Consider the following 25,417-nt stretch of genomic DNA (forward strand, 5'->3'; position numbering starts at 1 on the left):
TCAGCTCCGCATCTTCTCGCCGCTCGGGTCGAACGGCGCCTCGACATTGATGCGGGCCGGACGGCGATGGCCGAGGATTTCGATCTCGAACAGGCCGGCGCTTTCATCCTGGGCCAGCGCCGCCGGCACGTAGCCCTGCGCCATCGACTTCTGGACGTAGTGGGCATAGCCGCCGGAGGTGACCCAACCGACCACGCGCCAGTCGCCGTCGACGATGCCGCGTACGGCGGATGCGCCTTGTGCCGCCTTGGAGCCCCGCACTTCCTTGCCGGCCGCATCGAAGCGCGGCGCGCCAAAGCCATGCGGCTTTTCCACCGTACCGTAGTCCTTGCCGACCTTGGCCCAGATCGGCTCGTCACCCATCACGTCGGCGTCGGCCGCCTCGACGATAAAGGACACGCGGCGCAGCTTCGGTCCTTCGGCCCGTTCCCTGGCGGCCGCGTCGCGGCCGATAAAGTCGTTCTTCTCCAGCTTGATGAAGCGGTCCATCGAGCCTTCGAACGGTCCGTAGATCGGGCGCAATTCGCGGAACCAGGTCGGGAAGTTCTTTTCCAGGCGCATGGAGAGCAGGGCGCGCATGCCGAAATCGACCAGGCCGAATTCTTCGCCTGCGTCCCTGATCGCCTTGTAAACCAAGCGCTGATAGGCCGGCGCCATCCAGATCTCGTAGCCGAGGTCGCCGGTATAGGTGATGCGGTTGACCATGCAGGGCGCGCCGCCGACCGCCATTTCGCGGAAATCCATGAAGCGGAAGGCCTTGGTCGAGATGTCGACATCGACCAGCTTCTGCAGGAGATCCCGCGACTTCGGTCCGGCAATCGACAGGCCGACAAGCGTCTGGTCGAAGCGGTGGATGCGCACCTCTGACGCGCTTGGACCATCCTTCGGCAGGTGCTTTTCGAACCAGCGCATGTGATATTTCTGCGCGGCCGACGAGCCCCAGATCATGAAGCGGTCTTCCGCGGCCTTGGCGATTGTGAAGTCGCCGATCAGCTTGCCGAATTCGTTGATCATCGGGGTCAGCACGATGCGGCCGGCCTTCGGCATGCGGTTGGTCATCAGCCGGTTGAGGAAATCCTCCGCCCCCGGTCCGGAGACTTCGTATTTGGCGAAGTTGGCGATTTCGGTGACGCCGACGCGCTCGCGCGTGGCGCGCACTTCCTCGCCGATCGGCCCAAAATCGTTGGAGCGGTGGAAGGACACGATATCCTTCGGCTCCTTGCCCTTCGGCGCGAACCACAGCGGGGTCTCGAGGCCCCAAGAGTCACCCATGACGGCGTTGTTGGCGAGCATGGTGTCATAAAGCGGCGTCGTCTGCGCCGGGCGCGCTGCCGGCAGTTCCTCGTTGGGGAAGCGGATCGAGAACCGGCGCGAATAGTTCTCGCGCACCTTGGCGTTGGTGTAGCGCAGGCTCGCCCATTCGCCGAAGCGGGCGACGTCCATGCCCCAGACGTCGAAGCCGGGATCGCCATGCACCATCCAGTTGGACAGCGCCAGGCCGACACCGCCGCCCTGGCTGAAGCCGGCCATGACGGCGCAGGCGCACCAGAAGTTGGTCAGGCCCTGCACCGGGCCGACCAGCGGATTGCCATCCAATGCGAAAGTGAAGGGACCGTTGATGATCTGCTTGATGCCGGCCTTCTCGATGCCGGGGAAATGCTTGAAGCCGACCTCCAGCGACGGGGCGATGCGGTCGAGGTCGGGCTGCAACAGCTCGTGGCCGAAATCCCAGGGCGTGTTGACCGGCGACCACGGCTTGCACGCCTTTTCGTAAGTGCCAAGCAGGATGCCGTTGCGCTCCTGGCGGGTGTAGATCTCGCCCTTGAAATCCATCACGCCGATCATCTCGCGGCCGGTCGATTTGTTGAATTCCTCGACCTCCGGCATGGGTTCGGTCAGGAGATACATGTGCTCCATGGCGAGCACCGGCAGCTCGAGGCCGACCATGCGGCCGATCTCGCGCGCCCACAGGCCGCCGCAGTTGACGACATGCTCGGCGTGAACCGTGCCTTGTTCCGTGATGACGTTCCAGGTGCCGTCGACCTGCTGCGTCAGTTCGACGACGCGGTTGCGCAGCACGATCTCGGCGCCGAGTTTCTTCGCCGCCTTCGAGTACGCAATCGTGGTGCCGGACGGATCCAGATGGCCTTCGACCGGATCCCACATGGCGCCGACGAAATTCGTCTCGTCCATCAGCGGGAACATCGCCTTGGCCTCGGATGGCGTGATCAGCTCGGTATCCATGCCGAGGTAGCGACCCTTGGCGTGGGCAAGCCGCAGGAAGTCCATGCGCTCGGGCGAATCGGCCATCATCACGCCGCCGGTCAGGTGCAGCGAACAGGACTGGCCGGAAAGCTCCTCGATCTCCTTATAGAGCTGCACGGTGTAGGCCTGCAGCTTGGCGACGTTGGGATCGCCGTTGAGCGTATGGAAGCCGCCCGCCGCGTGCCAGGACGAGCCGGAGGTGAGCTCCGAGCGCTCGATCAGCATGATGTCTGTCCAGCCGGCCTTTGCCAGGTGATAGAGCACCGAGCAGCCGACGACGCCGCCGCCGATGACAACCGCTTTTACATGGGATTTCATGAAGCTAGGTCCGTTTTTGAAGAGATTGAATCGGGTGAGTGCGGTGTGAAAACAAAGCGGAGGTCGGATGCAGCGATGTTTTCGACCAGCCTGTCGTCGAGCGCGGCGAGGATGGTTTCGCACACGGGAGTACGGTGTTTCAGGACTTCATAGCTCCAGAGGCGCAGGATCGAGTAGCTTTGGGCGCGCATGAAATCGTCGCGGCGGCGGTCATAGGGACTGTCGGCGTGCTGTGAGTCGTCGATTTCAACGACCAGCCATTTTTCGCGGCAACAGAAGTCGGCGTAGTATGGTCCGATAGAGAACTGGCGTGTGAACTTGTAGCGACCAAGTCTGCGGGCTTTTAGTTCGAGCCAAAGCAGTGCTTCGGCCTGATTGTTGCCTTGCCTGAGTTTCCTGGCTCTCTGGGTTGTAACTGACTTTCGGCGACTGCGGGTTTTACGAGCGGCTTCCCCCACTCCGTCGCTGCTTCGCAGCGCCACCTCTCCCCCCTCCGGAGGGAGAGGAAGGGAGCCAGCCCGGCCAAGCTCACGCCCTTCCTCTCCCCCGTCGATCGGGGGAGAGGTGTCGAGCGCAGCTCGACGGAGTGGGGGTCGACCGTTCATCGAATCCATACGCGTGATCAGTTCATCGACAACGCAGACGATCAAAAATCGGTCGGGGCGCCGCCTTCGGCGCGGCGCTTCTGGACGAAGGCGTTGAGCTCTTCGCGGATCGCCGGGTCCATGTAGGGCTCGTCATAGGAGGCCAGCCGCTCCTTCCACACCTTGTTGGCCTTTTCGAGCGCCGTCGGCGAGCCGGCTTCGGCCCAGGTCTCGAAATTGCGCCAGTCGGACAGGATCGGCGAGTAGAAGGCGGTCTTGTAGCGATCCTGCGTGTGCTGTGTGCCGAAGAAGTGGCCACCGGGGCCGACCGACTGGATGGCGTCGAAGCCAAGCGCCTGTTCGGACAGGTCGAGCGGGGTCAAGAATTCCGCCACCATCTGCAACAGGTCGATGTCGAGGATGGTCTTCTCGTAGGAGCAGCGCAGGCCGCCTTCGAGCCAGCCGGCGGCGTGCATCATCAAATTGCCGCCGCCCTGGATGGCGCCCCACAGCGAGAACACGCTTTCATAGGCGGCCTGTGCGTCGACCGTGTTGGCGGCGCAAGTGTTGGAGGTGCGGTAGGGGATGTTATAGCGGCGGGCGAGCTGGCCGCCGACGAGCTGCGCCTTCATGTATTCGGGCGTGCCGAAGGCGGGCGCACCGGACTTCATGTCGACGTTGGAGGTGAAGCCGCCATAACCGACCGGCGCGCCCTTCCTGACCATCTGGGCAAACGCGATGCCGGACAACGCCTCGGCGTTCTGCTGCACCAGCGCGCCGGCAATGGTCACCGGCGCCATGGCGCCCGACAGGGTGAACGGCGTGACGATGACGACCTGGCCCTTGCTCGACATCTGGATGATGCCTTCCATCATCGGCACGTCGAGTTTCAGCGGCGAATTGGTGTTGATGATGGTGAAGACGGACGGTTCTTCGAGCAACTGCTCGTGGCTGATGCCGCGCGCGATACGGGTGATCTCGATGCCGTCGACATTTCGTTCCTTGCCGAGCGAATAGATGTGGAACACCTTGTCGGTCAGCGTGGCGAGGTCGCGGATGCATTCGAGGTGCCGGACGGAGGGGTGGATGTCGATCGGCTCGACCGGATAGCCGCCCGTGCAGTTCAGTATGTTGTGCATCTGCGCCAGGCGCAGGAAATTGCGATAGTCCTGCTGGTTGCCGGGCCGGCGGCCACGATCGATGTCCGAGCAATTGGGCGCCGAGGCCATCATCGAGATGATCAGGTTGTCGCCGCCGAAGCGCACATTGTGCGCGGGGTTGCGGGCATGGATGGTGAATTCAGGTGGGCAGTGCGACACCAGATCGAGGATCATGTCGCTGTCGAAGCGCACGCGCTCGCTGCCTTCGCGCACGTCGGCGCCGTGTTCCTTCATGATGCGGCGGGCTTCGTCATGCAGGACGTCGACACCGATCTCCTTCAGCACGCGCAGCGAGGCCAGGTGGATCGATTCCAGCTCGTCGTCGGAAACCAGCTTGGTCGGCTGGAGCGGGATTTTCAGCTGGCGGAACGGCGGCTGCTCGAACGCGGCCGAGCCGCCTGCGCGTTTTCCGGCGCGGCCGCCGCGGCGGGCACGATCGGTTGCCAATGCCGGTTCGGCGGGTTGAAGGGCGGCGGTCATGAGGGGCCTCGTACGATGCGAAAGTGGGCGGCATAATGGACCGGCGGCTGTCCGGCCATTGCGGAGGCGGCGACCACTAGAGCGAGGGAAGCGACATGCCGGAACGGCAGCTGCGTGGTCCCGAGGCGGGCCCGCGGATAAGGGGGCGCCATTCGTTGCAGTATCGTCTTTTGCTTCTGATAAACTTGTGCGTCGAATATCTCCGGAGGGAGAGCCATGCCTGACGTCGTCAAAGTGCGTGCCGCCACCAACAACGAAGTCGCGTTCCTCTCCTGGGACCTCGACGGGATGATCCCGGGCTGCCTGGGCTTCGAGATCGTTCGCCTCTATCCCGACACCGGCGAGGAGCGTTGCCTGGCTTCCTGGGTGCCCTTCAAGGGACAGCGCAACAAGGATTGGATCCCCCAGGATACCGGCGTCTGGCCGGTGCAGAAGACATTCTGGCGCGATCTCACTGTCCGGCGGCGCCGCGACAGCCTGGATGTCAGGCCAGACGGCCAAATGATAGCCTACCGGGTGCGTCCGGTCGGCGACATGAAGGCCGGGCTCGATCCCGTGCCGGTGCGCCCGGAAAAGACCTATACCGGTCCAGCGCGGCCGCTGGGCTATCTCGGCCGGGGCGCGGTCAGTCCGCCGATCTTCCTCGGCCAGATGTTCGGCAAGGCGCGCGTCGCCTTCACGAATGGCGTATTGTCGACGCAATGGATGTCGCGCGCGCTGGCCGAGGCCGGCATCAAGGTCGGGCAGCGCGACAAGATCAGGGCTGTGCTGCAGGATCCGACCAGCAAGATACGCGCCTACCTGCATGGCGACGTGCCTGATGTGCTGATCAGCCTGCTGAAGCGGGCCAAGGCCGAAGGCGGCACGGTCAGGCTTGCGCTCTACGAGCTTGGCGACGACGAACTGTGCGACGCAATCATTGCCGCCAGGGATGTCGTGGAGGTCATTCTTTCCAACTCGGGCAGGGATGACCAGACGAAGGCCTGGGACGCTGGCAACGCGCCTTACAGGAAGCGGCTGCACGACGCAGGCGTCGCGATGACGGATCGCCTGTTCAACAACAACCATATCGGCCACAACAAGTTCGCCGTCTATCGCGATGCCCAGGGAAAGCCGCAATCGGTGATGACGGGCAGCACCAACTGGACCTCGACGGGCATTTGCGGGCAATCCAACAACGCCTTCATCCGCGACGACCCGGCGATGGCCGAGATATTCGACGCCTACTGGCAGCGCATGAAGGCCGACCTGTTCCCGCCGCCGCTCACGGAAAGCGCCGCCGGCCATGTCGCGCAGACGCAAGGCGTGCCGTTTCGCAGGGAGAACCACAGGCCAAACCCGCTCAGCGGCGCCACGGCGGCGCTGGACGGCATGACGGTGTGGTTCTCGCCCAATGATCCCGAGCGCAACAAGAAGGACATCTCGGTGCGGCCGATCGATCTCGAGGACCTCTTCGCCCGCATCAAGGCAGCCAAGCGTGCCGTGCTGTTCCTGGTGTTCAATCCTTCGCGGCTCGGCGACAATTCGATCGTCGACCAGGCGGTGGCGGCGGCAAGGGCCGATCCGAAGCTGATCGTGCAAGGGGCAATCAGCGATGAGACCGCCATGCCCAACTATGTCGCGCCGACCAAGGATCCGGTCACCCATAAATCAAACAGGGACGGCAAGTCGCCCTTCGTCTATCCGGAGAAGGTCTGGGAGGCGCCGAACGTTTCCATCGTGCGGGCGGCGAACCTGACCGGCGCCACGATCGCCCGCGATTTCCAGGCGGAGGTGCTGACCGTCGGCCATGCCATCGTGCACGACAAGATCGTCATCATCGATCCGATGGAGGACAACGCAACGGTCGTCACCGGCAGCCACAATCTCGGCTACAAGGCTTCCTACGAGAACGACGAGAACATGGTGATCGTCGAAGGCGACAAGACCTTCGCCGCGGCCTATGCCGTGCATATGCTCGACGTGTTCGACCACTATAAGTTCCGCGCCTGGCGCAGGACCATCGGCAAGGGACCTTCGGATGACGATGGGCTGTCCATCGACGACAAGTGGCTGAAGCCTTACGCGCAAGGCAGGAAAGGCGCGATCGCACGGTATTTTCCATAGCGCTGCCGGCGGGTGCTGACGGCTTTTGACGCGAGCCTTCCGGTGCACGGCGCCGGCCGTTGGCGCAAGCGGATTTCGCTGTCCGGCCCTTCCTTTCCGGTGATCGAACCGGTAGCTGATGGCTTGCCGATCCGCTGGTCGGCGATTCACTCATGGAACGGCAGCATGGTCGCGACCGGCTCGAGCCAAGGCGAAGCGGCAACGCAGTGGGCAGCGCTCGCCGGCGTCACCGCAGCGCTGGCGATGTTCGGCGCCGCGCAAGGGCTGAGCTCGCCGCTGTTCACGCTGCTGATGCAGAAGCAAGGCATGTCGCCGGGCCTGATCGGCCTGTCGGCGGCGATGATGCCGGTTGGCTTGATCCTGTCTGCCTCGTTCGTGCCCGCCGCCGTGCGGCTGGTCGGCGCCCGCACGCTCGCCGTCGGCTGCTCGCTGATCGGTGCGCTGTGCTTCCTGGGCATCGGCTATCTGCAGGACTGTGTGGCGTGGTTCGTCCTCCGTTTCATCATCGGCGTGGTCATCAACCCGCTTTATATCCTCGGCGAGGTGTGGGCGCTGTCGCTGGCGCCGCCGGCGCGACGCGGCCGGGTGATGGGCGTGTTCAACACGCTGATGGGGGCCGGCTACGCGGCCGGGCCTTTCACACTGACCCTGCTCGGCACGTCGGGCTGGGCTCCCTTCAGCGTCGGCATTGGCGGGTTCGTGCTCTGCGCCGTCATTCTGCGCCTTGTCTCCTCAAAGCTCACCGGTTTCGAGGATGACGGCCAGCCAGCCGGCAGCTTTATCGGTTTTGCCCGGCTGGCGCCGGCGCTGCTGCTGGCGGTGCTGGTCTCGGCAGCGGTCCAGCAAAGCACCTATGCGCTGGTTCCGGTCTTCGGCGCCGGCTATGGCTTGCCGGAAGCCGTGCTCGCCGCTCTGGTGATGGCGTTATCCTTGGGCAATATCCTGCTGCAGATCCCGCTCGGCCTGCTCGCCGAACGCTTCGGCGGCCGCCCCATGATCCTGGCCTGTGCGGTGGCGACCACCGTTTGCGCGCTTCTGCTGCCGCTGCTGATCACGACGCCGCTGATCTGGGCGGTGCTGCTGGTGATGGGAGCGGTCGGCTATGGCGTCTACACGATGGCGTTGGTGGAACTCGGCAGCCGCTTCAAGGGCTCGCTGCTGGTCACCGGCAACGCCGCTTTCGCCTTGTTGTGGGGCGTTGGCGGCATTGTCGGTCCGCCCAGCGCCGGTCTGCTGATGCAGGCGATCGGGCCTTTGGGATTGCCGGCGGTGATCGTCGGCCTGGACGCGCTGCTGGTCGCCTTCGTGCTCTACAGATCGGCCAGCCGCAGAGGCTCCTGACAGGGTTTGGCCGGAACAAGCGTGGGTTCGGGCTTTGGGGCTTACGGCTATCGGGTCGAAACGCTAAGCCTGCAGCCGAGAGGCGATGTGGATCATGGACCGGGTGGAACCGAAGCGCGACGAGACGATGCAGTGGGCAGCGATCACCGGTGTGATCGCGACCGTGTCGGTGTTCGCCATCGCGCAGGGACTGTCCTATCCGCTCTTGAGCTTCATCCTGCAGCGGCAGGGCGTTTCGCCTGTCATGATCGGCCTGTCGGCGGCGATGACGCCGATTGGCTTCATCGTCTCGTCGCCGCTCATCCCGTCACTGGCGCGGCGGTTCGGGGCAGGGCGCACGGCGCTGACCTGCGCGGCGCTTTCGGCGGTCGTGCTGGCGCTGATCGGCTGGACACAGGATCTCTATCTCTGGTTTCCGCTGCGGTTCCTGATCGGCGCGGTGACCAATCCGCTCTATGTCTTAAGCGAAATCTGGGTGATCGCGCTGGCGCCGCCGGCCCGGCGCGGCCGCATCATGGGCGTCTATTCCACGATCATCTCGGCCGGCTTCGCCGCCGGGCCGCTTTGCCTGCTGGCCGTCGGTACGGAGGGCTGGCCGCCATTCCTGGTCGGCATTTCCGCTTTCATCTTCTGCGGCGGCTGCCTGGCCCTGGTGGTCGGGCGCCTGCCTAAGGTCGACGAAGCCGGGCATCGGCTTTCGGTGATGGGCTTCATGCCGCTCGCCTGGCTGCTTTTGTCGGCAGTAATCGTGGCTGCCGGCTTCGAGCAGGCGGTGCTGGCGCTGCTGCCCGTCTACGGCACGCATTATGGCATCGCCGAGAACCGCATGTCGGCGCTGTTGTCGACGATGATCGCCGGCAACATCGCCATGCAGGTGCCGCTCGGCGTGCTGGCCGAGCGGCTGACGGCGCGCCTGGTGCGGTTCATCTGCCTGGTGCTGACGCTGCTCGGCTGTCTGCTGCTGCCGCTATTGATCGAAACGCCGCTGGTCTGGCCGATGATCTTCGTCTGGGGCGCGGTGTCCTACGGCATTTATACGATGGCGATCATCGAACTCGGCGAGCGTTTCAGCGGCTCGGCGCTAATTGCCGGCAATGCCGCTTTCTCCCTGATGTGGGGCGTCGGCGGCATCCTCGTTCCGCCGCTTGCGGGCGGCGTGATGGACGGGATCGGCGCGAGCGGCCTGCCGGTGACGCTCGGCGCGATCTGCCTGGCGCTGGCGGCTGCAACCGTCATCCGGCGGCGGATCGTGTGACGGCCTGAAGCGATCTGCCGCGATGACGCGGCTTCAACACCTTGAATCCGGCGCCCTTTGACGCGATGTAGGCAGGGCCGCCCCCCGACTTCCCGGAGACCCGCATGACCATTTCGACGACAAAGCCTGGCTTGGCGACCGATGATCCCTTTCTTTGGCTGGAGGAAAGGACGAGCAAGGAGGCGCTCGACTGGGTACATCGCCAGAACGAAGTCACGGTGGCGCAATTGCAGGGTGATCCGTCCTACCAGGCGTCGTTCGAAACCGCGCTCGATCTGATGACCGCCGAGGACAACATAGCCGCCGGCTCCGCGCTCAACGGCTACGTCTATAATTTCTGGCAGGACAAGAGCAATGTGTTGGGCCTGTGGCGCCGCACGACGGTGGCTTCCTACAAGACCGACAGACCGGACTGGGAAACCATCATCGACTTCGACCAGCTCGCGGCGAAGGAGGGAGTGAAATGGGTGTTCGGCGGCGCCAGCCGGCTCTACCCCGATTTCAACCGCTGCCTGGTTTCGATGTCGCCTGATGGCGGTGACGCCAGCGAGATGCGCGAATTCGACATCGCCGCCAAATCGTTCGTCGAGGACGGTTTTCGCGCGCCCGCTTCCAAGTCCGGTTTCGGCTGGTTCGACAAGGATACGGTGATCGTCTCGGCAGCCTTCGAAGAGGCCGACAAGACCGAATCCGGCTACCCGCGCGTCGTCAAATTGTGGACGCGCGGCACGGACCTTGAAGACGCGACGCCGATCTTCGAAGCGCAGAAGGAAGACCTCGCCGTCGGCGCCGGCCTGGAGTTCGATGGCGAGAAGCGGCATTTGTTTCTAACGCGGACGCTCAACTTCTTTGCATCGCACAGTTTCCTGCGTCTCCCGTCAGGTGAAAACAGACGCATTCCGTTGCCTGACGACGTTACCGACACGGCGCTCTTCAAGGACCAGATGGTGTTTGGCGTGCGTACGCCTTGGACGGCGCAGGATGGAACGGCCTGCCGGCCGGACGGGCTCTATTCGTTCGATTTCGCTCATTGGATCGAGACCGGCAGTTTCGGCGCCATCGAGACCTTGCTCGCGCCGGCGCATCGCGTGTCCATCGCCGCTCTCGCCAGGACGCAGGACCACCTGTTCATCAGCCTGATGGACAATGTGCGCGGCAAGGTTGTGGCCTGCGAACGCAGGGACAGCGCCTGGTCGCTGAAACCGGTCGCATTGCCGGAAAACGGCACGGTAGGCATCAGCCATGCCGAACATTTCGGCGCCAGCGTCTCCTTCTCTTTCACCGATTTCCTGACGCCGAGCTCGATCATCTGGTCCGACGACAATGGCGAGACGCTCGCCACAGTGAAGTCGCAGCCGTCGCGATTCGATGCTTCGCAGCTCGTCTCGGAACAGTTCGAGGCGCGCTCGAAGGACGGCACGATGATTCCCTATTTCGTCGTCAGGCGGCGTGACCAGAAGGGCCCGGTGCCGACGCTGCTCTACGGCTATGGCGGCTTCGAAGTGCCTTTGCTGCCTGGCTATGCCGGCGTGCGCGGCAGGCTGTGGCTGGAGAAGGGCAATGCCTATGTGCAGGCCTGCATCCGCGGCGGGGGCGAGTTCGGCCCGGCCTGGCACCAGGCAGCGCTCAAGGGCAACCGGCAGAACGCTTTCGACGATTTCGCGGCGGTCGCGCAGGATGTCGTCAGGCGCGGCATTGCGACAGCTGCCTCGCTCGGCATCCAGGGCGGCTCGAATGGCGGCCTGCTGACGGGCGTCTCGTTGACGCAGCATCCGGAGCTGTTCGGCGCCGTGATCATGGAGGTGCCGCTGCTCGACATGCTGCGCTACACCGAATTGCCGCCCGGCGCGTCGTGGATGGCCGAATATGGCGATCCGTCGAAGCCGGAAGATGCGACCTGGCTGGCCGCCTACTCGCCTTACCAGCATGTCGAGGCCGGTGCCTATCCGCCGGTGCTGCTCACCACCTCGACCGCCGACGACCGGGTGCATCCCGGCCATGCGCGCAAGATGGCCGCCCGCCTGCAGGAGGCCGGCCACGCCGGGACGCTCTTCTTCGAAGAGACCGAGGGCGGCCATGGCGGCCGCGGCGACCGCCGGCCGCAGGCGGCACAGGCCGCGATGAAGTACGTTTTCCTGCAGAGGACGCTGGGCGGGAAGGGCTGAACCGGAAGCCTTCGGACCGGAGCGAAGGGTGGTTCACCTCGAACCTTCTTTGCTCTAAGGTGCCTTCATGGCTCCCGTGGTGACATTGGCCGGCCTTTTCGGGGTTCGGGCATTTGGGGGCGCGGTGACGCCGTCGCTGCGCACGTTGCGCGCCGAGCTTTTGCGGCTTTGCGCCCGCATAGGCTATTCGCCACCCGCTATCCTCTGAAGAATCCGCCCCGGCGCAGCCGGATTGGTTCCAGAGGAAGATCAGATCCATGACCTATCAAAATTATTCGCTGAAGCAGCTTCAGCAGATCGACGCCGCGCATCATCTGCATCCGTTCACCGACCATAGGGAATTGCGCGAGGCCGGATCGCGCATCATCACCCACGCCAACGGTCCCTTCATCTACGATTCCGAAGGGACGGAACTGCTCGACGGCATGGCGGGGCTGTGGTGCGTCAATATCGGCTATGGCCGCGACGAGCTCGCCGAGGCTGCCTATGCGCAGATGAAGGAGCTGCCTTACTACAATTCCTTCTTCAAATGCTCGACGCCGACGCCTGTGCTTCTGTCGAAGAAGCTGGCGGAGATCGCGCCGAAGAATGTCAACCAGGTGTTCTATGGCTCGTCCGGCTCGGAAGCCAACGACACTGCGCTCAGGCTCGTGCGCCACTATTGGGTGCTCGAAGGCAAGCCGCAGAAGAACCGCGTCATCTCGCGCAAGATGGCCTATCACGGCTCGACCATCGCCGGCACGTCGCTCGGCGGCATGGACGCCATGCACAAGCAGCTCAACGGAGAGGTGCCCAACATCGTCCATGTGATGACGCCGTACGCCTATGAGCTGTCGCTGCCGGGCGAGAGCGATCATGATTTCGGACTGCGCGCGGCAAAGGCGGTCGAGGACGCCATCCTCGAAGCCGGCGCCGACAAGGTCGCCGCCTTCATTGGCGAGCCGGTGATGGGAGCTGGCGGCGTGAAGATACCGCCGGCAAGCTATTGGCCCGAGGTACAGCGCATCTGCCGCAAATACGATGTGCTGCTGATGCTGGACGAGGTCATCACCGGCTATGGCCGCACGGGCGAATGGTTTGCCGCGCAGACGCTTGGCATCCAGGCCGACACCATCACCACCGCCAAGGCGCTGACGTCGGGCTACCAGCCGCTGTCGGCGCTGCTGGTCGGCGATCGCATTGCCTCGACGCTGATCGAGAAGGGCGGCGAGTTCAATCACGGTTATACCTATTCCGGCCACCCCGTGGCTTGCGCCGTGGCGCTGAAGAACCTGGAGATCATGGAGCGGGAGGGTCTGGTCGACCGCGTCAGGAGCGACACCGGGCCCTATTTCGCCAAGGCGCTGCAAGAGCGCATCGCCGGGCACGAGCTGGTCGGCGAGGTGCGTTCGATCGGGCTGATGGGTGCGATCGAGATCGTCAAGGACAAGGCGACCAAGGAGCGGTTCCTGCCGGCTGGAAGTGCCGCGGTGACCGTGCGCGACCATGCGATCGCCAACGGCATGATGCTGCGCGCCACCGGCGACACAATGATCCTGTCACCGCCGCTGATCTGGACCCGCGACACGATCGATATGGCCTGCGAGCGTATCGGCAAGGCGCTCGACCTGGCGCAAGCGGATCTGCGCAAACGGTAAAAGAAATGGCCGGGCGTTCGTGATCGAGACGCCCGGCCGCTGGCCCCAGACAGACTGAGGGTTCCGGTCGCCGGCGCTATCGGTTACAACCCGCCAAGGCAGTTTTGCCGACGGGGAACGCGATGGCCGGACAACCGCTCAACCAGCCCGCCGAAATCCCGGCTGAGCTCGATCGCTGGAATTGGGGCGCCTTCTTCCTCAACTGGATCTGGGGCATCGGCAACTCCACCTTCATCGCCCTGCTGGCGCTGATCCCGATCGTCAACATCGTCATGATCTTCGTGCTCGGCGCGCGCGGCAGCCGCTGGGCATGGCGGAACCGGGTGTGGCGCGATGCCGAGCAGTTCCGCAGAACGCAGCGCAACTGGGCGATCGCCGGTCTTGCCGTCTGGGTGCTTAGTATCGGGGGCTGCGCGACGATGGTCGGCGGCATCCCTTTCATGATCAAAGGCAGTGACGCCTATCACATGACCATGGAGGTCGTTCGCGCCGATACCCGGGTGAAAGCCGCTATCGGCGACGACGTGACCGCCAATTTCTGGGTCGGCGGCCATCTCAACGTCAACGCAGATGGGACGGGTGACGCGCAGTTCAGCATTCCCATCCACGGCGCCAAGGGAAAGGGCACGGTGTTTTCGCATCTTGTTCGCAATGCAGGCACGTGGAGCACGCACCTGCTCGTGGTCCGGGTCGAGGGCGCCGATGCGCCGATCGTGCTGACCAATGAAGATCACGTGCCGATCCCGAACGCGGCAATCGGAATATGAGGGATGTCGGATCCTGGAACGCAAAAACCGCGCCCCACCGGGAACGCGGCTTTGCCAGATACGCTTGGCGTTTCGCTACGCAAACACTTGGCGAAACTTACGGGCTCCGGTACGCGAGACCTGATCCGGAGCGCCGGGCGGACGCGATATCCGCCTCGCAGTCCGTTTTATAGGGACATCGTTACCGCGGAGTTATCGAGAGCTTAAGCAAACCTAAATTTTGCGGTTCTCCGGCGAGGCGTACGAAAGAAAAACGAGCTTTATCAATTGCTTATTGATTGGCGCCGCGCAGAAAATTTATGATCCCGGAAAAATCGGCGCCGGCATTCCCTTGCGCGTTGAACAGGCCGTAGAGCTGTGTCGCTTCGGCGCCAAGCGGTGTCACCGCGCCCGCGGCTTGCGCGGCTTCCTGCGACAGCTTCAAATCCTTCAGCATGAGCGCGGCGGCGAAGCCGGGCTTGTAGTCGCGGTTGGCGGGCGAGGTCGGCACCGGGCCGGGCACCGGGCAATAGGTGGTCAGTGACCAGCACTGGCCTGAAGAGGTCGAGGCAACGTCGAACAGGGCCTGGTGCGCCAGGCCGAGCTTTTCGGCCAGCACGAAGGCCTCGGCGACGCCGATCATCGAAATGCCGAGAATCATGTTGTTGCAGATCTTGGCCGCCTGGCCGGCGCCGTCGCCGCCGCAATGGACGATGCGCCCGGCCATGGGCTTCAGGATCGGCTCGGCGGCGGCGAAGGCATCGTCCGAGCCGCCGGCCATGAAAGTCAGGGTGCCGGCGGCGGCACCGCCGGTGCCGCCCGAGACCGGCGCATCGACCGACAGCAGGCGGTGCCTTGCGGCAATGGCATGCGCCTTGCGCGCCGACTCGACATCGATGGTCGAGGAATCGATGAAAAGCGCGCCCTTCTTTGCCTTGGACGCGATCTCTTCGTAGACCGACAGGACATGCTTGCCGGCGGGCAGCATGGTAATGACAACATCCGCATCTTTCACTGCGGTCAAGGCATTGGCCATGATCGTAACGCCATGTTCTTTGGCGACGGTGAGGTTTTCGGACATTAGGTCGTAGCCGTGCACGGCATACCCCGCTTTGACCAGGTTCGCCGCCATTGGATTGCCCATATTCCCAAGGCCGATGAAGGCGATTGTGGTCATTGTGTCTCTCCCGGAGTTTGCACGCTTCAGCGACCGATCAACGCACGGGCGATGATGACGCGCATGATCTCGTTGGTGCCTTCGAGAATCTGATGCACACGCAGGTCGCGCACCAGTTTCTCGATGCCGTAATCGTGCAGGTAACCATAGCCGCCGAGCAGCTGCAGCGCATCGTTGGCGACGTTGAAACCGGTGTCGGTGACGAAGCGCTTGGCCATTGCCGACCATTTCGAGGCATCCGGTGCCTTGCGGTCGAGCTTGGAAGCGGCGGCATAAAGAAAGATGCGCGCCGCCTGCAACTCGGTTTCCATATCGGCCAGCCGGAACTGCAGCGCCTGGAACTGGTTGATTCTGGAGCCGAATGCCTTGCGCTCGGCGGTGTATGACAGCGCCTTATCGAGCGCCGACTGGGCCCCACCAAGCGAACAGGCGGCGATGTTCAGCCGGCCGCCATCGAGCCCGGCCATGGCGATGCCGAAACCGGCGCCTTCACCCGACAAAAGGTTCTCGGCCGGCACCTTGCAATCCTCGAAGATGACCTGGCGGGTCGACTGCATGTGCCAGCCCATCTTGTGCTCATTGGCGCCGAAGGAGAGGCCGGGAGCATCTTTCGGCACGACGATGGTGGAAATGCCTTTCGGTCCCTCGGCGCCGGTGCGCACCATGACGGCATAGATATCGCTGTCGCCGGCGCCGGAGATGAACTGCTTGGCGCCGTTCAGCACGTAGTCGCCGCCGCTCTTCACCGCCCGCGTCTTCAGGGCAGCGGCGTCCGAGCCGGAACCCGGCTCGGTCAGGCAATAGCTCGCCAGCCATTCCATGGAGGTGAGCTTCGGCAGGAAGCGCTGGCGCTGGCCGTCGTCGCCGAAACGATCGATCATCGAGGCCACCATATTGTGGATCGAGATGAAGGAGGAAAAGGCCGGGTCGGCGTGGGACAGCGCTTCGAAGATCAGCACGGCGTCGAGCCGGCCGAGCGCGGAGCCGCCGACATCGTCCCTGACATAGATACCGCCGAGGCCCAGCGGGCCAGTCTCGCGGATCACGTCGGCGGGGAAATGCTTGTTGCGGTCCCAGTCTAGCGCATTCGGCGCGACGCGATCGGCGGCGAAGCCCTGAGCCATTTCCTGGATGGCGCGCTGGTCCTCGTTGAGTTCGAACTGGCTGGTGCTCGCATCGACCGCGGCGTCCATGGCGTGCTCCCTATATACTGGCCAGCTGGCTCGCTGGCCTGTCGTTTTTGGCTTTGCGCGCGCACCAATCTAGACCAATGATGCCGCCGCGCAACCCGAGCCGCCGCGGAGCGGCTGTGCGTCAATGCATGTCCGGAGCAAGATGTGACGACAAAATTCGATGAGCTGCTAGAGCGGTTCCACGCCTATCTCGCTTCCGTGGGTGACTTCCTGGTGCAGGATGCGGTGGCGCGCATAGGGTGGGATATGCCCGCCCGCGAGCTTGAACCGCACTCACTCGGCTGCCTGCGCCATCTCGATCGTGCCGCCGAATTGACGCCGGCGCGGACCAAGCAGTTGGTGCAATTTCTGGCGCAGGAGCGCGGCGAATTGCGCTGGGGCCAGACCTACGGCGAGTCGGATTTCGGCAAGGCGTTCATCGACAATTATGGCTGGCTCGAAGTATTCGGCACCCGCGGCCACTTCGCCAACGACGAGGTCGCCGCCGGCGTGCTGATCCTTGGGCCTGATATCGTCTATCCCGACCACCATCATGTCGCCGAGGAGATCTATATCCCGCTGACCGGCGGCACCGAGTGGCGCATGGGCGAGGACAGCTTTCACAAGCGAGAGGCCGGCGAGGTCGTGTACCACGCTTCCAAGGTCAATCACGCCATGCGCACCGGCAAGGAGCCGTTGCTGGCGCTCTATATCTGGCGCGGCGGGCCGCTGGCGCAGAAATCCACGATCACCGGGACCGTGACGCAGGGCAGGGGCTGAGCCATGGCCAAAGCCATTATGCTGCAAGGCACGGGTTCGGATGTCGGCAAGACCGTGCTGGCCGCAGGGCTGTGCCGCGCCGCAAAAAAGCGTGGGCTGAAGGTGCGTCCGTTCAAGCCGCAGAACATGTCGAACAATGCCGCCGTTGCCGATATTCCCGGCGACAACAGGGCTGGCTGTGGCGAGATCGGCCGCGCGCAATGGCTGCAGGCGATCGCCTGCGGCGTGCCGCCATCGGTTCACATGAACCCGGTGCTGCTCAAGCCGCAGACCGATGTCGGTGCGCAGGTCATCGTGCAAGGCAAGGTGTTCGGCGAGGCGCGGGCGCGCGACTACCAGGCGTTGAAGGGCCGGCTGATGGACGCCGTTCTGGACTCCTGGGGCAAGGTCGGCGAGGGCGCCGATCTCGTCATCGTCGAGGGCGCGGGTTCGCCGGCGGAGATCAATCTCAGAAACCGCGACATCGCCAATATGGGCTTTGCGACGCGGGCCGATGTGCCTGTCGTACTGGTCGGCGACATCGATCGCGGCGGCGTCATCGCCTCGGTCGCGGGCACGCATCTGATCCTGCCGGAGGAAGACCGGCGCATGATCGTCGGCTACCTCATCAACAAGTTCCGCGGCGACGTCTCGCTGTTCGACGACGGCATCAAGGCGATCGAAGGGTTCACCGGCTGGCGCTGCTTCGGCGTCGTGCCGTGGCTGAAGGCGGCAGCGCGGCTGCCCTCGGAGGATTCGGTGGTGCTGGAACGGCTTGCCTCCGGGGAGGCGCGCGCGCTGAAGGTGGCGGTGCCGATGCTCGGCCGCATCGCCAATTTCGACGATCTCGACCCGCTCAAGGCCGAGCCGCAGGTGGAAGTGGTGTTCGTGCCGCCTGGAAAGCCGTTGCCGCAGGATGCGGGACTGGTGGTCATTCCCGGCTCGAAGTCGACGATCGGGGATCTGCTGAAATTTCGCGAAAATGGCTGGGACCGTGATCTTCTCGCCCATCGCAGGCGCGGCGGCCATGTCGTCGGCATTTGCGGCGGCTTCCAGATGCTTGGCCGCATCGTGCGCGATCCCGACGGCATCGAGGGCAGCGTCACCGAAGCGGAAGGGCTTGGCCTGCTCGACATCGAAACAGTGATGGAACCGGAAAAGACGGTGCGCAACGTCAGCGCCCGCTCGGTGCCGTTCGACCTGCCGCTCGAAGGCTACGAGATCCATCTCGGCCGCACCACCGGCCCGGACATGCTGCGGCCGTCGGCGATCATCAATGGCGCCGAGGACGGTGCGGTCTCGGCGGATGGCAAGGTGGTCGGAACCTATATGCACGGGCTGTTTGGCGCCGACGCCTTTCGAGGGAGGTTCCTCGAAAGCCTCGGCGTCAAGGGCGGCGGCATCGACTATCGCGCCGAGGTCGAGAGGGCTCTCGACGAGGTCGCGGCCCAGTTGGAGAGCCATCTTGACTGCGACGCGATCTTTTCGCTGGCGCGGTAGCTAGCTGCTCTTTTCTCCCGCCTTCGGCCAATAGGTGCCGAAGGACCAGACATTGCCCTCCGGGTCGCGGCAGATGAACTCGCGACTGCCATAGTCGCGGTCGGTCAATTCCTGGAGGATCGTGGCGCCAGCCTTCTTCGCTTTGGCGTAGGCGGCGTCTGCGTCGTCGACGGTGATGTAGATTGACTTGCCGCCGCCTGTGCCGGGTTCGCCAACCATTTTGCCGTAGTCGTCGTCGCGCGCGCTGCCGAGCATGATCATCGAGGAGCCGAAGACCAGTTCGGCATGGTGCACGACATCGCCTTCGCCGTAGCGAGCACGGATGCTGAAGCCGAAGGCTTCGCACAGCCAGTCGATCATTTTTGCGGCGTTCCTGTAACGCAAGGCGGGGTAGAGGCGGGGGGCTTCAGCGGGCATGGCAACTTCCTTCATTCGAGCTCATCGATGAACCCAGTCTGAGCGACAGCCGTTCCGGCGTCTTGAAGAAATGTTACCCGGGACTTCAGGCCTGTGCCGAACCCTCGATCGCGGTCGGTGTCTCGCCGGCAAGGTCGCGGAACTCACGCACCAGATGCGCCTGGTCGGCATAGCCGCAATCGGCCGCGATGTCGGCCCAATCGCAGGCTTGCTGCCTCGACAGGCCAAGCGCACGGTTGAAGCGGACGATGCGCGACAGCGTTTTCGGGCCGATGCCGGTCGCGTCCGCGAATTTCCCCGCCAGATGCTTGCGGCTCCAGCCCAGCCTGTCGGCCAGTGACGAGACGCGCACGCGGCCGCCGGAGGCGAGGATCCTGTCATAGGCCCAGGCAACCCCGGCCTGCGTTTCCGGCGCATCGGCCAGCCGGGCGGCGACGAACATCTCGACAAGGGCAAAACGTTTGCTCCAGTCCGCCGCGTTGCCAAGCCGCTCGCGCAAGGCGACGCCTTCGATGCCGAGCACATCGTCCAGGCTGACCATGCGGTCGGTCAACCCGCTCATCGGCTGGCCAAAGAATCGGCGTGCGCCAAGCGGGGTGAAATTGACCTGGACGCAGCAGGCGCCGCCGAAGGATTCGATCATCACGGGTCCGGCATAGAGGCCGGCGGCGAAACTGGCGAAGCGATCATTGTCGCCGGGCGGCTTGCCAAGGCCGATGGCGAAAGGTTCGGCGAAGCTGATGACCAGAGGCACGGTAAGGGAGGCATATTCGACATTGCGGTAATGGCCGGGCGCCGTTTCGCGATAACCGCAAATGTCTGACACAATGCCCGCGAGGGCAGGGCTGGGAAGGCGCCGCCGCATCTCGAACCGCCCGGGGACTGACCGGTCCTGTTCCTCCTGACATGGCATCTCGATTGGCATCGACAGGACTCTAGCAGAGCCCGGACCCGAATCAAAAGCGCCCGGCTCGGCCGGGCGCTCCGAATTGCCTGAGATTTGAATGTCAGGCGCCGCGCATCAGGCAGCCGCCGGCAAGCACGAGGTAAGCAATGAGCACGATCCACACCGATGCGAGTGGGATGAACGAAAGAAGGCCGAGGGCGGCGAGAATGCCGATGAGGGCGATGACAAGGGAGATGATGAAAACAAACTCGGTAGGTGCGCTGAGATTCATGTGCGGGTCCTCTCCTCGACATGATTCGAACAGCGGCATTCCATCAGGCGCGCGGGTCACACACCAATCAGGACGCGCAGCGGGTTCGCCGGGTCGGCCAGGAGCTTCGCCGCCAGAGCGACGCAGACGATGACAAGCAGCGGCTTGATCAGCCTGGCGCCGATGCGCATGGCCAGGCTGGCGCCGAGGCGGGCGCCGAGGAACTGGGCGACGCCCATCATCAGGCCGATCTTCCAGGAGATGACACCGACCGCGGCGAAGACGACGAAGCCGCCGATGTTGGAGGCGAAGTTGAGCAGCTTGGTGTGGGCCGTCGCCTTGAGTACGCCGTAGCCGGCAAGCGCGACGAAGGCCAGCATGTAGAAGGACCCGGCACCCGGCCCGAACAGGCCGTCGTAAAAGCCGATGGCCGGCACCAGCGTTATCCCGAACAGGAAGGGCGTCATACGTTCGGCGCGGTCAACGTCGGTCATGTTGGGCTTCAGGGCGAAATAGAGCGCGATGGCGATCAGCACCAGCGGCAGAAGCGCCCGCAGCAGATCGCCGGGCACGACCGTTGCCAGCAAGGCGCCGACGGCACCGCCGGCAAGCGCCAGCAGCGCAGAAGGCAGTTGCCGGCGAAGGTCGACATGGCCTTTCGCGGCATAGTGGATGGTCGCAGATCCCGAGCCGAACATGCCCTGCAGCTTGTTGGTTCCCAGCGCCTCGACCGGCGAGAAGCCGGCCAGCAGCAGTGCGGGAATAGTGATCAGCCCGCCGCCGCCGGCAATCGAGTCGACAAAGCCCGCGGCAAAACCGGCGAAGGCGAGCATGGCGACGGATTCTAAGGTGAAGTCGATCATCAGGGAGAAATCAAGCCAGAGATGCTCCGGCTTCGATCACGAACACCCCGTTTGCGCAAGACCGATTTCACGCTACTTCTATCCAAGCGCGTCGCGCCTGGATTTCGCGTTGTGCTGTCATTATCCCAAAACCGCTGCGCTTTTTTGGGCTACATGGATTAGAGGAATCGGCAAAGGGGCTCCCGATGGCATTCGAACTGCTCGACCAGATACGCTCGATCTTCGATGGCGACCCCGGGGTGCGCAAGGTGGCGGACGACCCCGTGTTGTCGGCGGAACTTCTGATGCTGTTCCGCATGATCCTGGCTGACGGAACGGTCAGCGAGAGCGAGATGGTTGCCTTCCGGCGCATCTGCAAGGATGCCTTCGGCATTCCGGAAACCAGCATCGACGCCGTCATCGAATATCTCAACGAATTCGGCTACGAAACCAATGGCTCACAGGCCATCGCGCTGTTCCGCGACCTCGATGTCGAGCGGCGCAAGCAACTGGCGCAGCATATGGCCGAGATCGCCAAGGCGGACGCGCAATTGGCCGAGACCGAGGTGCGCCTGCTGCGCCGCACGCTCGACCTGCTCGACATCAGCCCGGTCGACGTGGTGAAATCTGAGCAGTAGGTTGATGGGATCCCAGCCGGGCCGGCTGTCTACGGCAGCCTCCGGCATTTGCGGCCTTTCACTCACACGGCGGATTCGCTTCGCGAACCGATCGCTCACCCCTGCTCCTGCATACGGCGTGCAATTGCCCTGTGCAGGTCCGGCGCTGCGGCGACAAGCGCCTTGGCCGCCTCGGATTGCGGGTGATCCAGCACCTCGCTCGTCCGGCCACGCTCGACGATCTGGCCGTCATGCATGACCAGCACTTCGTCCGTTATGGCGCGGGCGACGGTGAGGTCGTGGGTGATGAAGAGATAGGCGATGCCGAGTTTCTGGTTGAGCTCGGCGAACAGGTCGAGGATCTGAGCGCGGATCGAAACATCGAGCGCCGAAACCGGCTCGTCGGCGACGACCAGTTTTGGGCGGGTGATGATGGCGCGGGCGATCGACAGGCGCTGGCGCTGGCCGCCGGAAAATTCGTGCGGATACTTTTCCATGTCGTGCTGGTCGAGGCCGACCTCGTGCAGCGCCTGCGCCACCATCTCGCGGCGCTCGGCGCGCCCCGGTTTCCTGTCCAGCACGTGCAGCGGCTCGGCGACCAGTTTCTCGACCTTCTGGCGCGGATCGAACGAGCCATAGGGGTCCTGGAACACCACCTGCATGTCGCGCCGCGCCGGCTTCAGGTCCGCCTCGCTCTTGCCGGTGAGGGGCTCGCCGCGAAAGCGGATGGTCCCCGAACTCGGCCGGTCCAGCGCCAGGATCATGCGCGCCAAGGTGGACTTGCCGCAGCCGGAGCGGCCGACCAGCGCCACCGATTGGCCCGGCGCCATCGACAGCGACACGCCGTCGACGGCGCGGATATCAGGCGCGCGCCGGAACAGCGAGGTGCGCCGGCCTGGATAGTCGCGCGTCACGCCCTCCACCTCGAGCAAGGGCCGGGCTGCCGAGGCGCCATGCGGCCGGGCGCGGGCCGGCACGTGCATCGAGGCCAGCGCCAACTGGCGGGTATAGGGGTGGAGCTGTTCAGAGAGCGTGCGGGCCGTATCGCCGGCTTCCATGACTTCGCCCCGACGAAGAATGGTGATGCGATCCGCCATCTCGGTGACCACGGCGAGGTCATGCGAGATCAGGAGCAGGCCCATGCCGCTCTCCGCGACAAGGTCGCGCAAGAGGGTGAGGATTTGCGCCTGCAGCACCACGTCGAGCGCCGTGGTCGGCTCGTCGGCGATCAGCAGCTTCGGCTTCAGCGCGCAGGCCATGGCAATGACGACGCGCTGGCGCTGGCCACCGGACAGCTCGTGCGGATAGCGCGACACCGGGAATTTTGCCGATGGCAAGCCAACCCGGTCGAGCATTTTTCGCGCCCGCTCTTCCGCCTCGGCACGTGTTGCCTTGGCATGCCAGCGTATGCCTTCGGCGACCTGCTCGCCGATGGTCTTGAGCGGGTTCAGCGCGGTCATCGGTTCCTGGAACACCATGCCGATATCGTCACCGCGCAGGGCGCACATCTGATCCTCGCTTGCCGCAAGGATGTCGATACCGTCGAAGGTGACGCGCCCGCTGGCACGCGCGGCATATGGCAAGAGCCGCATGACGCTCAGAGCCGTCATCGATTTGCCGGAGCCGGATTCGCCGACCAGCCCCATTACCTCGCCGGGCGCGATGGAGAACTCGATGCTCCGGAGGATCGGCGTGTCGCCGATCGCCAGCGACAGATTGTCGATTTCCAGAAGGCTCATCGTTGCCGCCGCGATTTCGGATCGAGGATGTCGGCGATGCCGTCGCCCAAAAGGTTCAGCCCAAGCACGGTGATCACGATCGCCATGCCGGGAAAGATCGCCATCCAGGGCGCCACCACCATGCGGGTCTGGGCGTCGAACAGCATGCGGCCCCAGCTCGGCATCGGCGGTTGGGCGCCAAGGCCCAGATAGGAAAGCCCGGCCTCGGCCAATATGCCGAGCGCGAACTGGATAGTGCCTTGCACCAGGAGCAAGGTGGCGATGTTGGGCAGCACATGTTCGATGGTGATCAGCGCCTTGCCCTTGCCCGCGGCGCGGGCGGCGAGGATGAATTCGCGCGGCCAGATCGCCAAGGCGCCGGCTCGGGCGACGCGGGCAAAAACCGGGATGTTGAAGATGCCGATGGCGATAATGGCATTGATGGCGCCGGGGCCGAAGATGGCGGTGATCATGATGGCCGACAAAAGCGCAGGGAAGGCGAAGACGAGATCGTTGATGCGCATCAAGGCCTCGTCGACGAGGCCGCCGCGCGCCGCGGCGAAAGCACCGAGCGGCACGCCGACGCCCATGCCGATGCCGACCGCGACCAGCGCCACCGCGATCGAATTGCGGGCGCCGACCATGATCATCGACAGGATGTCGCGGCCGAAATGGTCGGTGCCGAACCAGTGCGCCCAGGACGGCGCCAGCGTCTTGTCGGATATCACCAGCCGGGTCACGTCATAGGGCGTCCAGAGATAGGAGAGGATCGCCACCGCCGCCACGAACAACGTGACGGCGAAGCCGGCAAGAAACGAGCGGTTGCCGAACGCCTTGACGAGGATGCCGCCCAGCGTCTCTTCGGGGATGTCCGGATGCAACATCATTGCCGGCTTCGGAGGCGCGGATCGACGACGGCATAAGAGAGGTCGACGACGAGGTTGACGGCGATGACCGCGGCGACCAGCAGCATGACGACGCTTTCCACGACGATCAGGTCGCGCTGGGTGATCGCCTGGAACACCAGCCGGCCGAGGCCGGGCAGGTAGAAGACGTTCTCGATGATGATGGTGCCGGCGAGCAGGAAGGCGAATTGCAGGCCCAGAATGGTCAGCACCGGGATCATGGCGTTGCGCAGTGCGTGCCGCCACAGGACCGCGCGATAGGGCAGGCCCTTGGCGCGGGCGGTGCGGATATAGTCCTCGTTCAGCACCTCGATCAGTGCCGAACGGGTGACGCGTGCCAGGATCGCGGCCTGCGGCAATGCGAGCGCCACAGCCGGCAGCAGCAGTGATTTCAGCGCCGGCCAGGCACCGGCCCCCCAACCGGGAAAGCCGCCGGCCGGAACCAGCCGCAGCCAGACCGCGAAGAGATAGATCAGCATCAGCGCGAACCAGAAATTGGGAATGGCGACGCCGAGCTGCGCGGCGCCCATCGCCGCTGTGTCACCTATCCGCCCGCGATGGTTCGCTGAAAACAGGCCGACCGGGATGGCGATGAGGGTGGATAGGGCGAGCGCGATCAGCGCCAGCGGCAGCGAGACGACGAGACGCTCGCGCACGAGGTCGATGACCGGCACCGAATAGGTGTAGGAGCGGCCGAAATCCAGGCAGAGCAGGCCGCCGGCCCAGTGCAGGTAGCGCCAGGGCAGGGGCGCGTCGAGGCCCATCTGGTTGCGCAGCAGCTCGACCTGGTCGGCGCTGGCATTCATGCCCAGCATCAGCCGCGCCGGGTCGCCGGGCAGGATCTCCAGCACCGCGAAGACTACCATGGAGGCCAGCGCCAACGTGGCGGCGGCGATCGCGAGACGCCTGAGGAGGTAGGCGGTCATGGGCGGTAGACGGGCGGGCGAAAGTCGAGTTCCCGCGCACCCCCCTCTGTCCTGCCGGACATCTCCCCCGCAAGGGGGGAGATCGGCAGTTTCCATGTCGTCGACCAGCATTCAACGTCGGCGATTGGCGAAAGCATAAAGGAGGGTGCAATCTCCCCCCTTGCGGGGGA

22 protein-coding genes are annotated in these 25,417 nt (G+C 64.4%); 10 read left to right on the plus strand and 12 right to left on the minus strand.

The window, feature by feature from the left end; genetic code table 11:
• The 3 genes from FJ490_RS12560 to FJ490_RS12570 all read right to left on the minus strand — a co-directional run bounded on the left by FJ490_RS12560 (position 1) and on the right by FJ490_RS12570 (position 4,807).
• Positions 1–2,583 carry an FAD-dependent oxidoreductase gene (locus FJ490_RS12560; protein ID WP_140728947.1) on the minus strand — a complete coding sequence of 861 codons (2,583 nt, stop codon included), beginning with the start codon at positions 2,581–2,583 and terminating at the stop codon, positions 1–3.
• A complete protein-coding gene (locus FJ490_RS12565; protein ID WP_140728946.1) occupies positions 2,580–3,065 on the minus strand; it encodes a DUF559 domain-containing protein in 486 nt (161 codons plus the stop codon). Before FJ490_RS12565 ends, FJ490_RS12560 begins: the two co-directional genes overlap by 4 nt.
• 164 nt (positions 3,066–3,229) lie before the next feature.
• Entirely contained in the window at positions 3,230–4,807 is a 1,578-nt protein-coding gene (locus FJ490_RS12570; protein ID WP_140521093.1) for a trimethylamine methyltransferase family protein, read from the minus strand.
• A gap of 216 nt (positions 4,808–5,023) precedes the next feature.
• On the opposite strand from FJ490_RS12570, the gene FJ490_RS12575 reads away from it, so the two are divergent.
• The 7 genes from FJ490_RS12575 (at position 5,024) to FJ490_RS12605 (ending at position 14,078) form a co-directional block, all read left to right on the plus strand.
• Entirely contained in the window at positions 5,024–6,913 is a 1,890-nt protein-coding gene (locus FJ490_RS12575; RefSeq protein ID WP_140728945.1) for a phospholipase D-like domain-containing protein, read from the plus strand.
• 165 nt (positions 6,914–7,078) lie between these two features.
• Complete coding sequence (locus tag FJ490_RS12580) at positions 7,079–8,254, plus strand: MFS transporter (RefSeq protein ID WP_140555057.1); 1,176 nt, start codon at positions 7,079–7,081, stop codon at positions 8,252–8,254.
• Between the two features lie 94 nt (positions 8,255–8,348).
• Complete coding sequence (locus FJ490_RS12585) at positions 8,349–9,509, plus strand: MFS transporter (protein WP_140728944.1); 1,161 nt, start codon at positions 8,349–8,351, stop codon at positions 9,507–9,509.
• A gap of 104 nt (positions 9,510–9,613) precedes the next feature.
• Positions 9,614–11,674: a prolyl oligopeptidase family protein gene (locus FJ490_RS12590; RefSeq protein ID WP_140728943.1), complete on the plus strand. Its 2,061-nt coding sequence runs from the start codon at positions 9,614–9,616 to the stop codon at positions 11,672–11,674.
• Positions 11,675–11,741: 67 nt separating this feature from the next.
• Positions 11,742–11,882: a capsid protein gene (locus tag FJ490_RS12595; RefSeq protein ID WP_140495676.1), complete on the plus strand. Its 141-nt coding sequence runs from the start codon at positions 11,742–11,744 to the stop codon at positions 11,880–11,882.
• 49 nt (positions 11,883–11,931) lie between these two features.
• Entirely contained in the window at positions 11,932–13,311 is a 1,380-nt protein-coding gene (locus FJ490_RS12600) for an aspartate aminotransferase family protein (protein WP_140559631.1), read from the plus strand.
• A 122-nt stretch (positions 13,312–13,433) separates the two neighbouring features.
• A complete protein-coding gene (locus FJ490_RS12605) occupies positions 13,434–14,078 on the plus strand; it encodes a cytochrome c oxidase assembly factor Coa1 family protein (protein WP_140495678.1) in 645 nt (214 codons plus the stop codon).
• Between the two features lie 271 nt (positions 14,079–14,349).
• Here the strand turns inward: FJ490_RS12605 and mmsB are convergent, their stop codons facing one another.
• A complete protein-coding gene (gene mmsB, locus FJ490_RS12610) occupies positions 14,350–15,234 on the minus strand; it encodes a 3-hydroxyisobutyrate dehydrogenase (protein ID WP_140728942.1) in 885 nt (294 codons plus the stop codon).
• Positions 15,235–15,260: 26 nt separating this feature from the next.
• Entirely contained in the window at positions 15,261–16,427 is a 1,167-nt protein-coding gene (locus FJ490_RS12615; RefSeq protein ID WP_140728941.1) for an isobutyryl-CoA dehydrogenase, read from the minus strand.
• Positions 16,428–16,571: 144 nt separating this feature from the next.
• On the opposite strand from FJ490_RS12615, the gene FJ490_RS12620 reads away from it, so the two are divergent.
• Both FJ490_RS12620 and FJ490_RS12625 read left to right on the plus strand, forming a co-directional pair.
• Positions 16,572–17,186 carry a dimethylsulfonioproprionate lyase family protein gene (locus FJ490_RS12620; protein WP_140495681.1) on the plus strand — a complete coding sequence of 205 codons (615 nt, stop codon included), beginning with the start codon at positions 16,572–16,574 and terminating at the stop codon, positions 17,184–17,186.
• A 3-nt stretch (positions 17,187–17,189) separates the two neighbouring features.
• Complete coding sequence (locus FJ490_RS12625; protein ID WP_140728940.1) at positions 17,190–18,665, plus strand: cobyric acid synthase; 1,476 nt, start codon at positions 17,190–17,192, stop codon at positions 18,663–18,665.
• On the opposite strand, the gene FJ490_RS12630 is transcribed toward FJ490_RS12625, so the two are convergent.
• The 4 genes from FJ490_RS12630 to FJ490_RS12645 form a co-directional block, all read right to left on the minus strand.
• Entirely contained in the window at positions 18,666–19,082 is a 417-nt protein-coding gene (locus tag FJ490_RS12630) for a VOC family protein (protein WP_140648825.1), read from the minus strand.
• A gap of 85 nt (positions 19,083–19,167) precedes the next feature.
• A complete protein-coding gene (locus tag FJ490_RS12635; protein ID WP_140559635.1) occupies positions 19,168–20,007 on the minus strand; it encodes an AraC family transcriptional regulator in 840 nt (279 codons plus the stop codon).
• An 82-nt stretch (positions 20,008–20,089) separates the two neighbouring features.
• On the minus strand, positions 20,090–20,260 hold the full coding sequence (locus FJ490_RS12640) for a hypothetical protein (RefSeq protein ID WP_140728939.1): 171 nt from the start codon (positions 20,258–20,260) through the stop codon (positions 20,090–20,092).
• A gap of 56 nt (positions 20,261–20,316) precedes the next feature.
• Positions 20,317–21,102 carry a TSUP family transporter gene (locus FJ490_RS12645; protein WP_140517245.1) on the minus strand — a complete coding sequence of 262 codons (786 nt, stop codon included), beginning with the start codon at positions 21,100–21,102 and terminating at the stop codon, positions 20,317–20,319.
• A gap of 185 nt (positions 21,103–21,287) precedes the next feature.
• Between FJ490_RS12645 and FJ490_RS12650 the strand changes: the two genes are divergently transcribed.
• Entirely contained in the window at positions 21,288–21,719 is a 432-nt protein-coding gene (locus FJ490_RS12650) for a TerB family tellurite resistance protein (RefSeq protein ID WP_140495687.1), read from the plus strand.
• A gap of 95 nt (positions 21,720–21,814) precedes the next feature.
• Here the strand turns inward: FJ490_RS12650 and FJ490_RS12655 are convergent, their stop codons facing one another.
• Genes FJ490_RS12655 through FJ490_RS12665 form a run of 3 tightly spaced genes read right to left on the minus strand, consistent with a single transcriptional unit; the run spans position 21,815 to position 25,247 of the window.
• Positions 21,815–23,437, minus strand: a complete 1,623-nt coding sequence (locus tag FJ490_RS12655) for a dipeptide ABC transporter ATP-binding protein (RefSeq protein WP_140517243.1) — start codon at positions 23,435–23,437, stop codon at positions 21,815–21,817.
• Positions 23,434–24,303: an ABC transporter permease gene (locus FJ490_RS12660; RefSeq protein WP_140517241.1), complete on the minus strand. Its 870-nt coding sequence runs from the start codon at positions 24,301–24,303 to the stop codon at positions 23,434–23,436. Before FJ490_RS12660 ends, FJ490_RS12655 begins: the two co-directional genes overlap by 4 nt.
• Positions 24,300–25,247: an ABC transporter permease gene (locus tag FJ490_RS12665; protein WP_140495690.1), complete on the minus strand. Its 948-nt coding sequence runs from the start codon at positions 25,245–25,247 to the stop codon at positions 24,300–24,302. The genes FJ490_RS12660 and FJ490_RS12665 overlap by 4 nt, the downstream gene beginning before the upstream one ends.
• Positions 25,248–25,417 lie beyond the last annotated feature (170 nt).

The organism is Mesorhizobium sp. B2-5-11 (genome assembly GCF_006440835.1).
Lineage (GTDB): Bacteria > Pseudomonadota > Alphaproteobacteria > Rhizobiales > Rhizobiaceae > Mesorhizobium.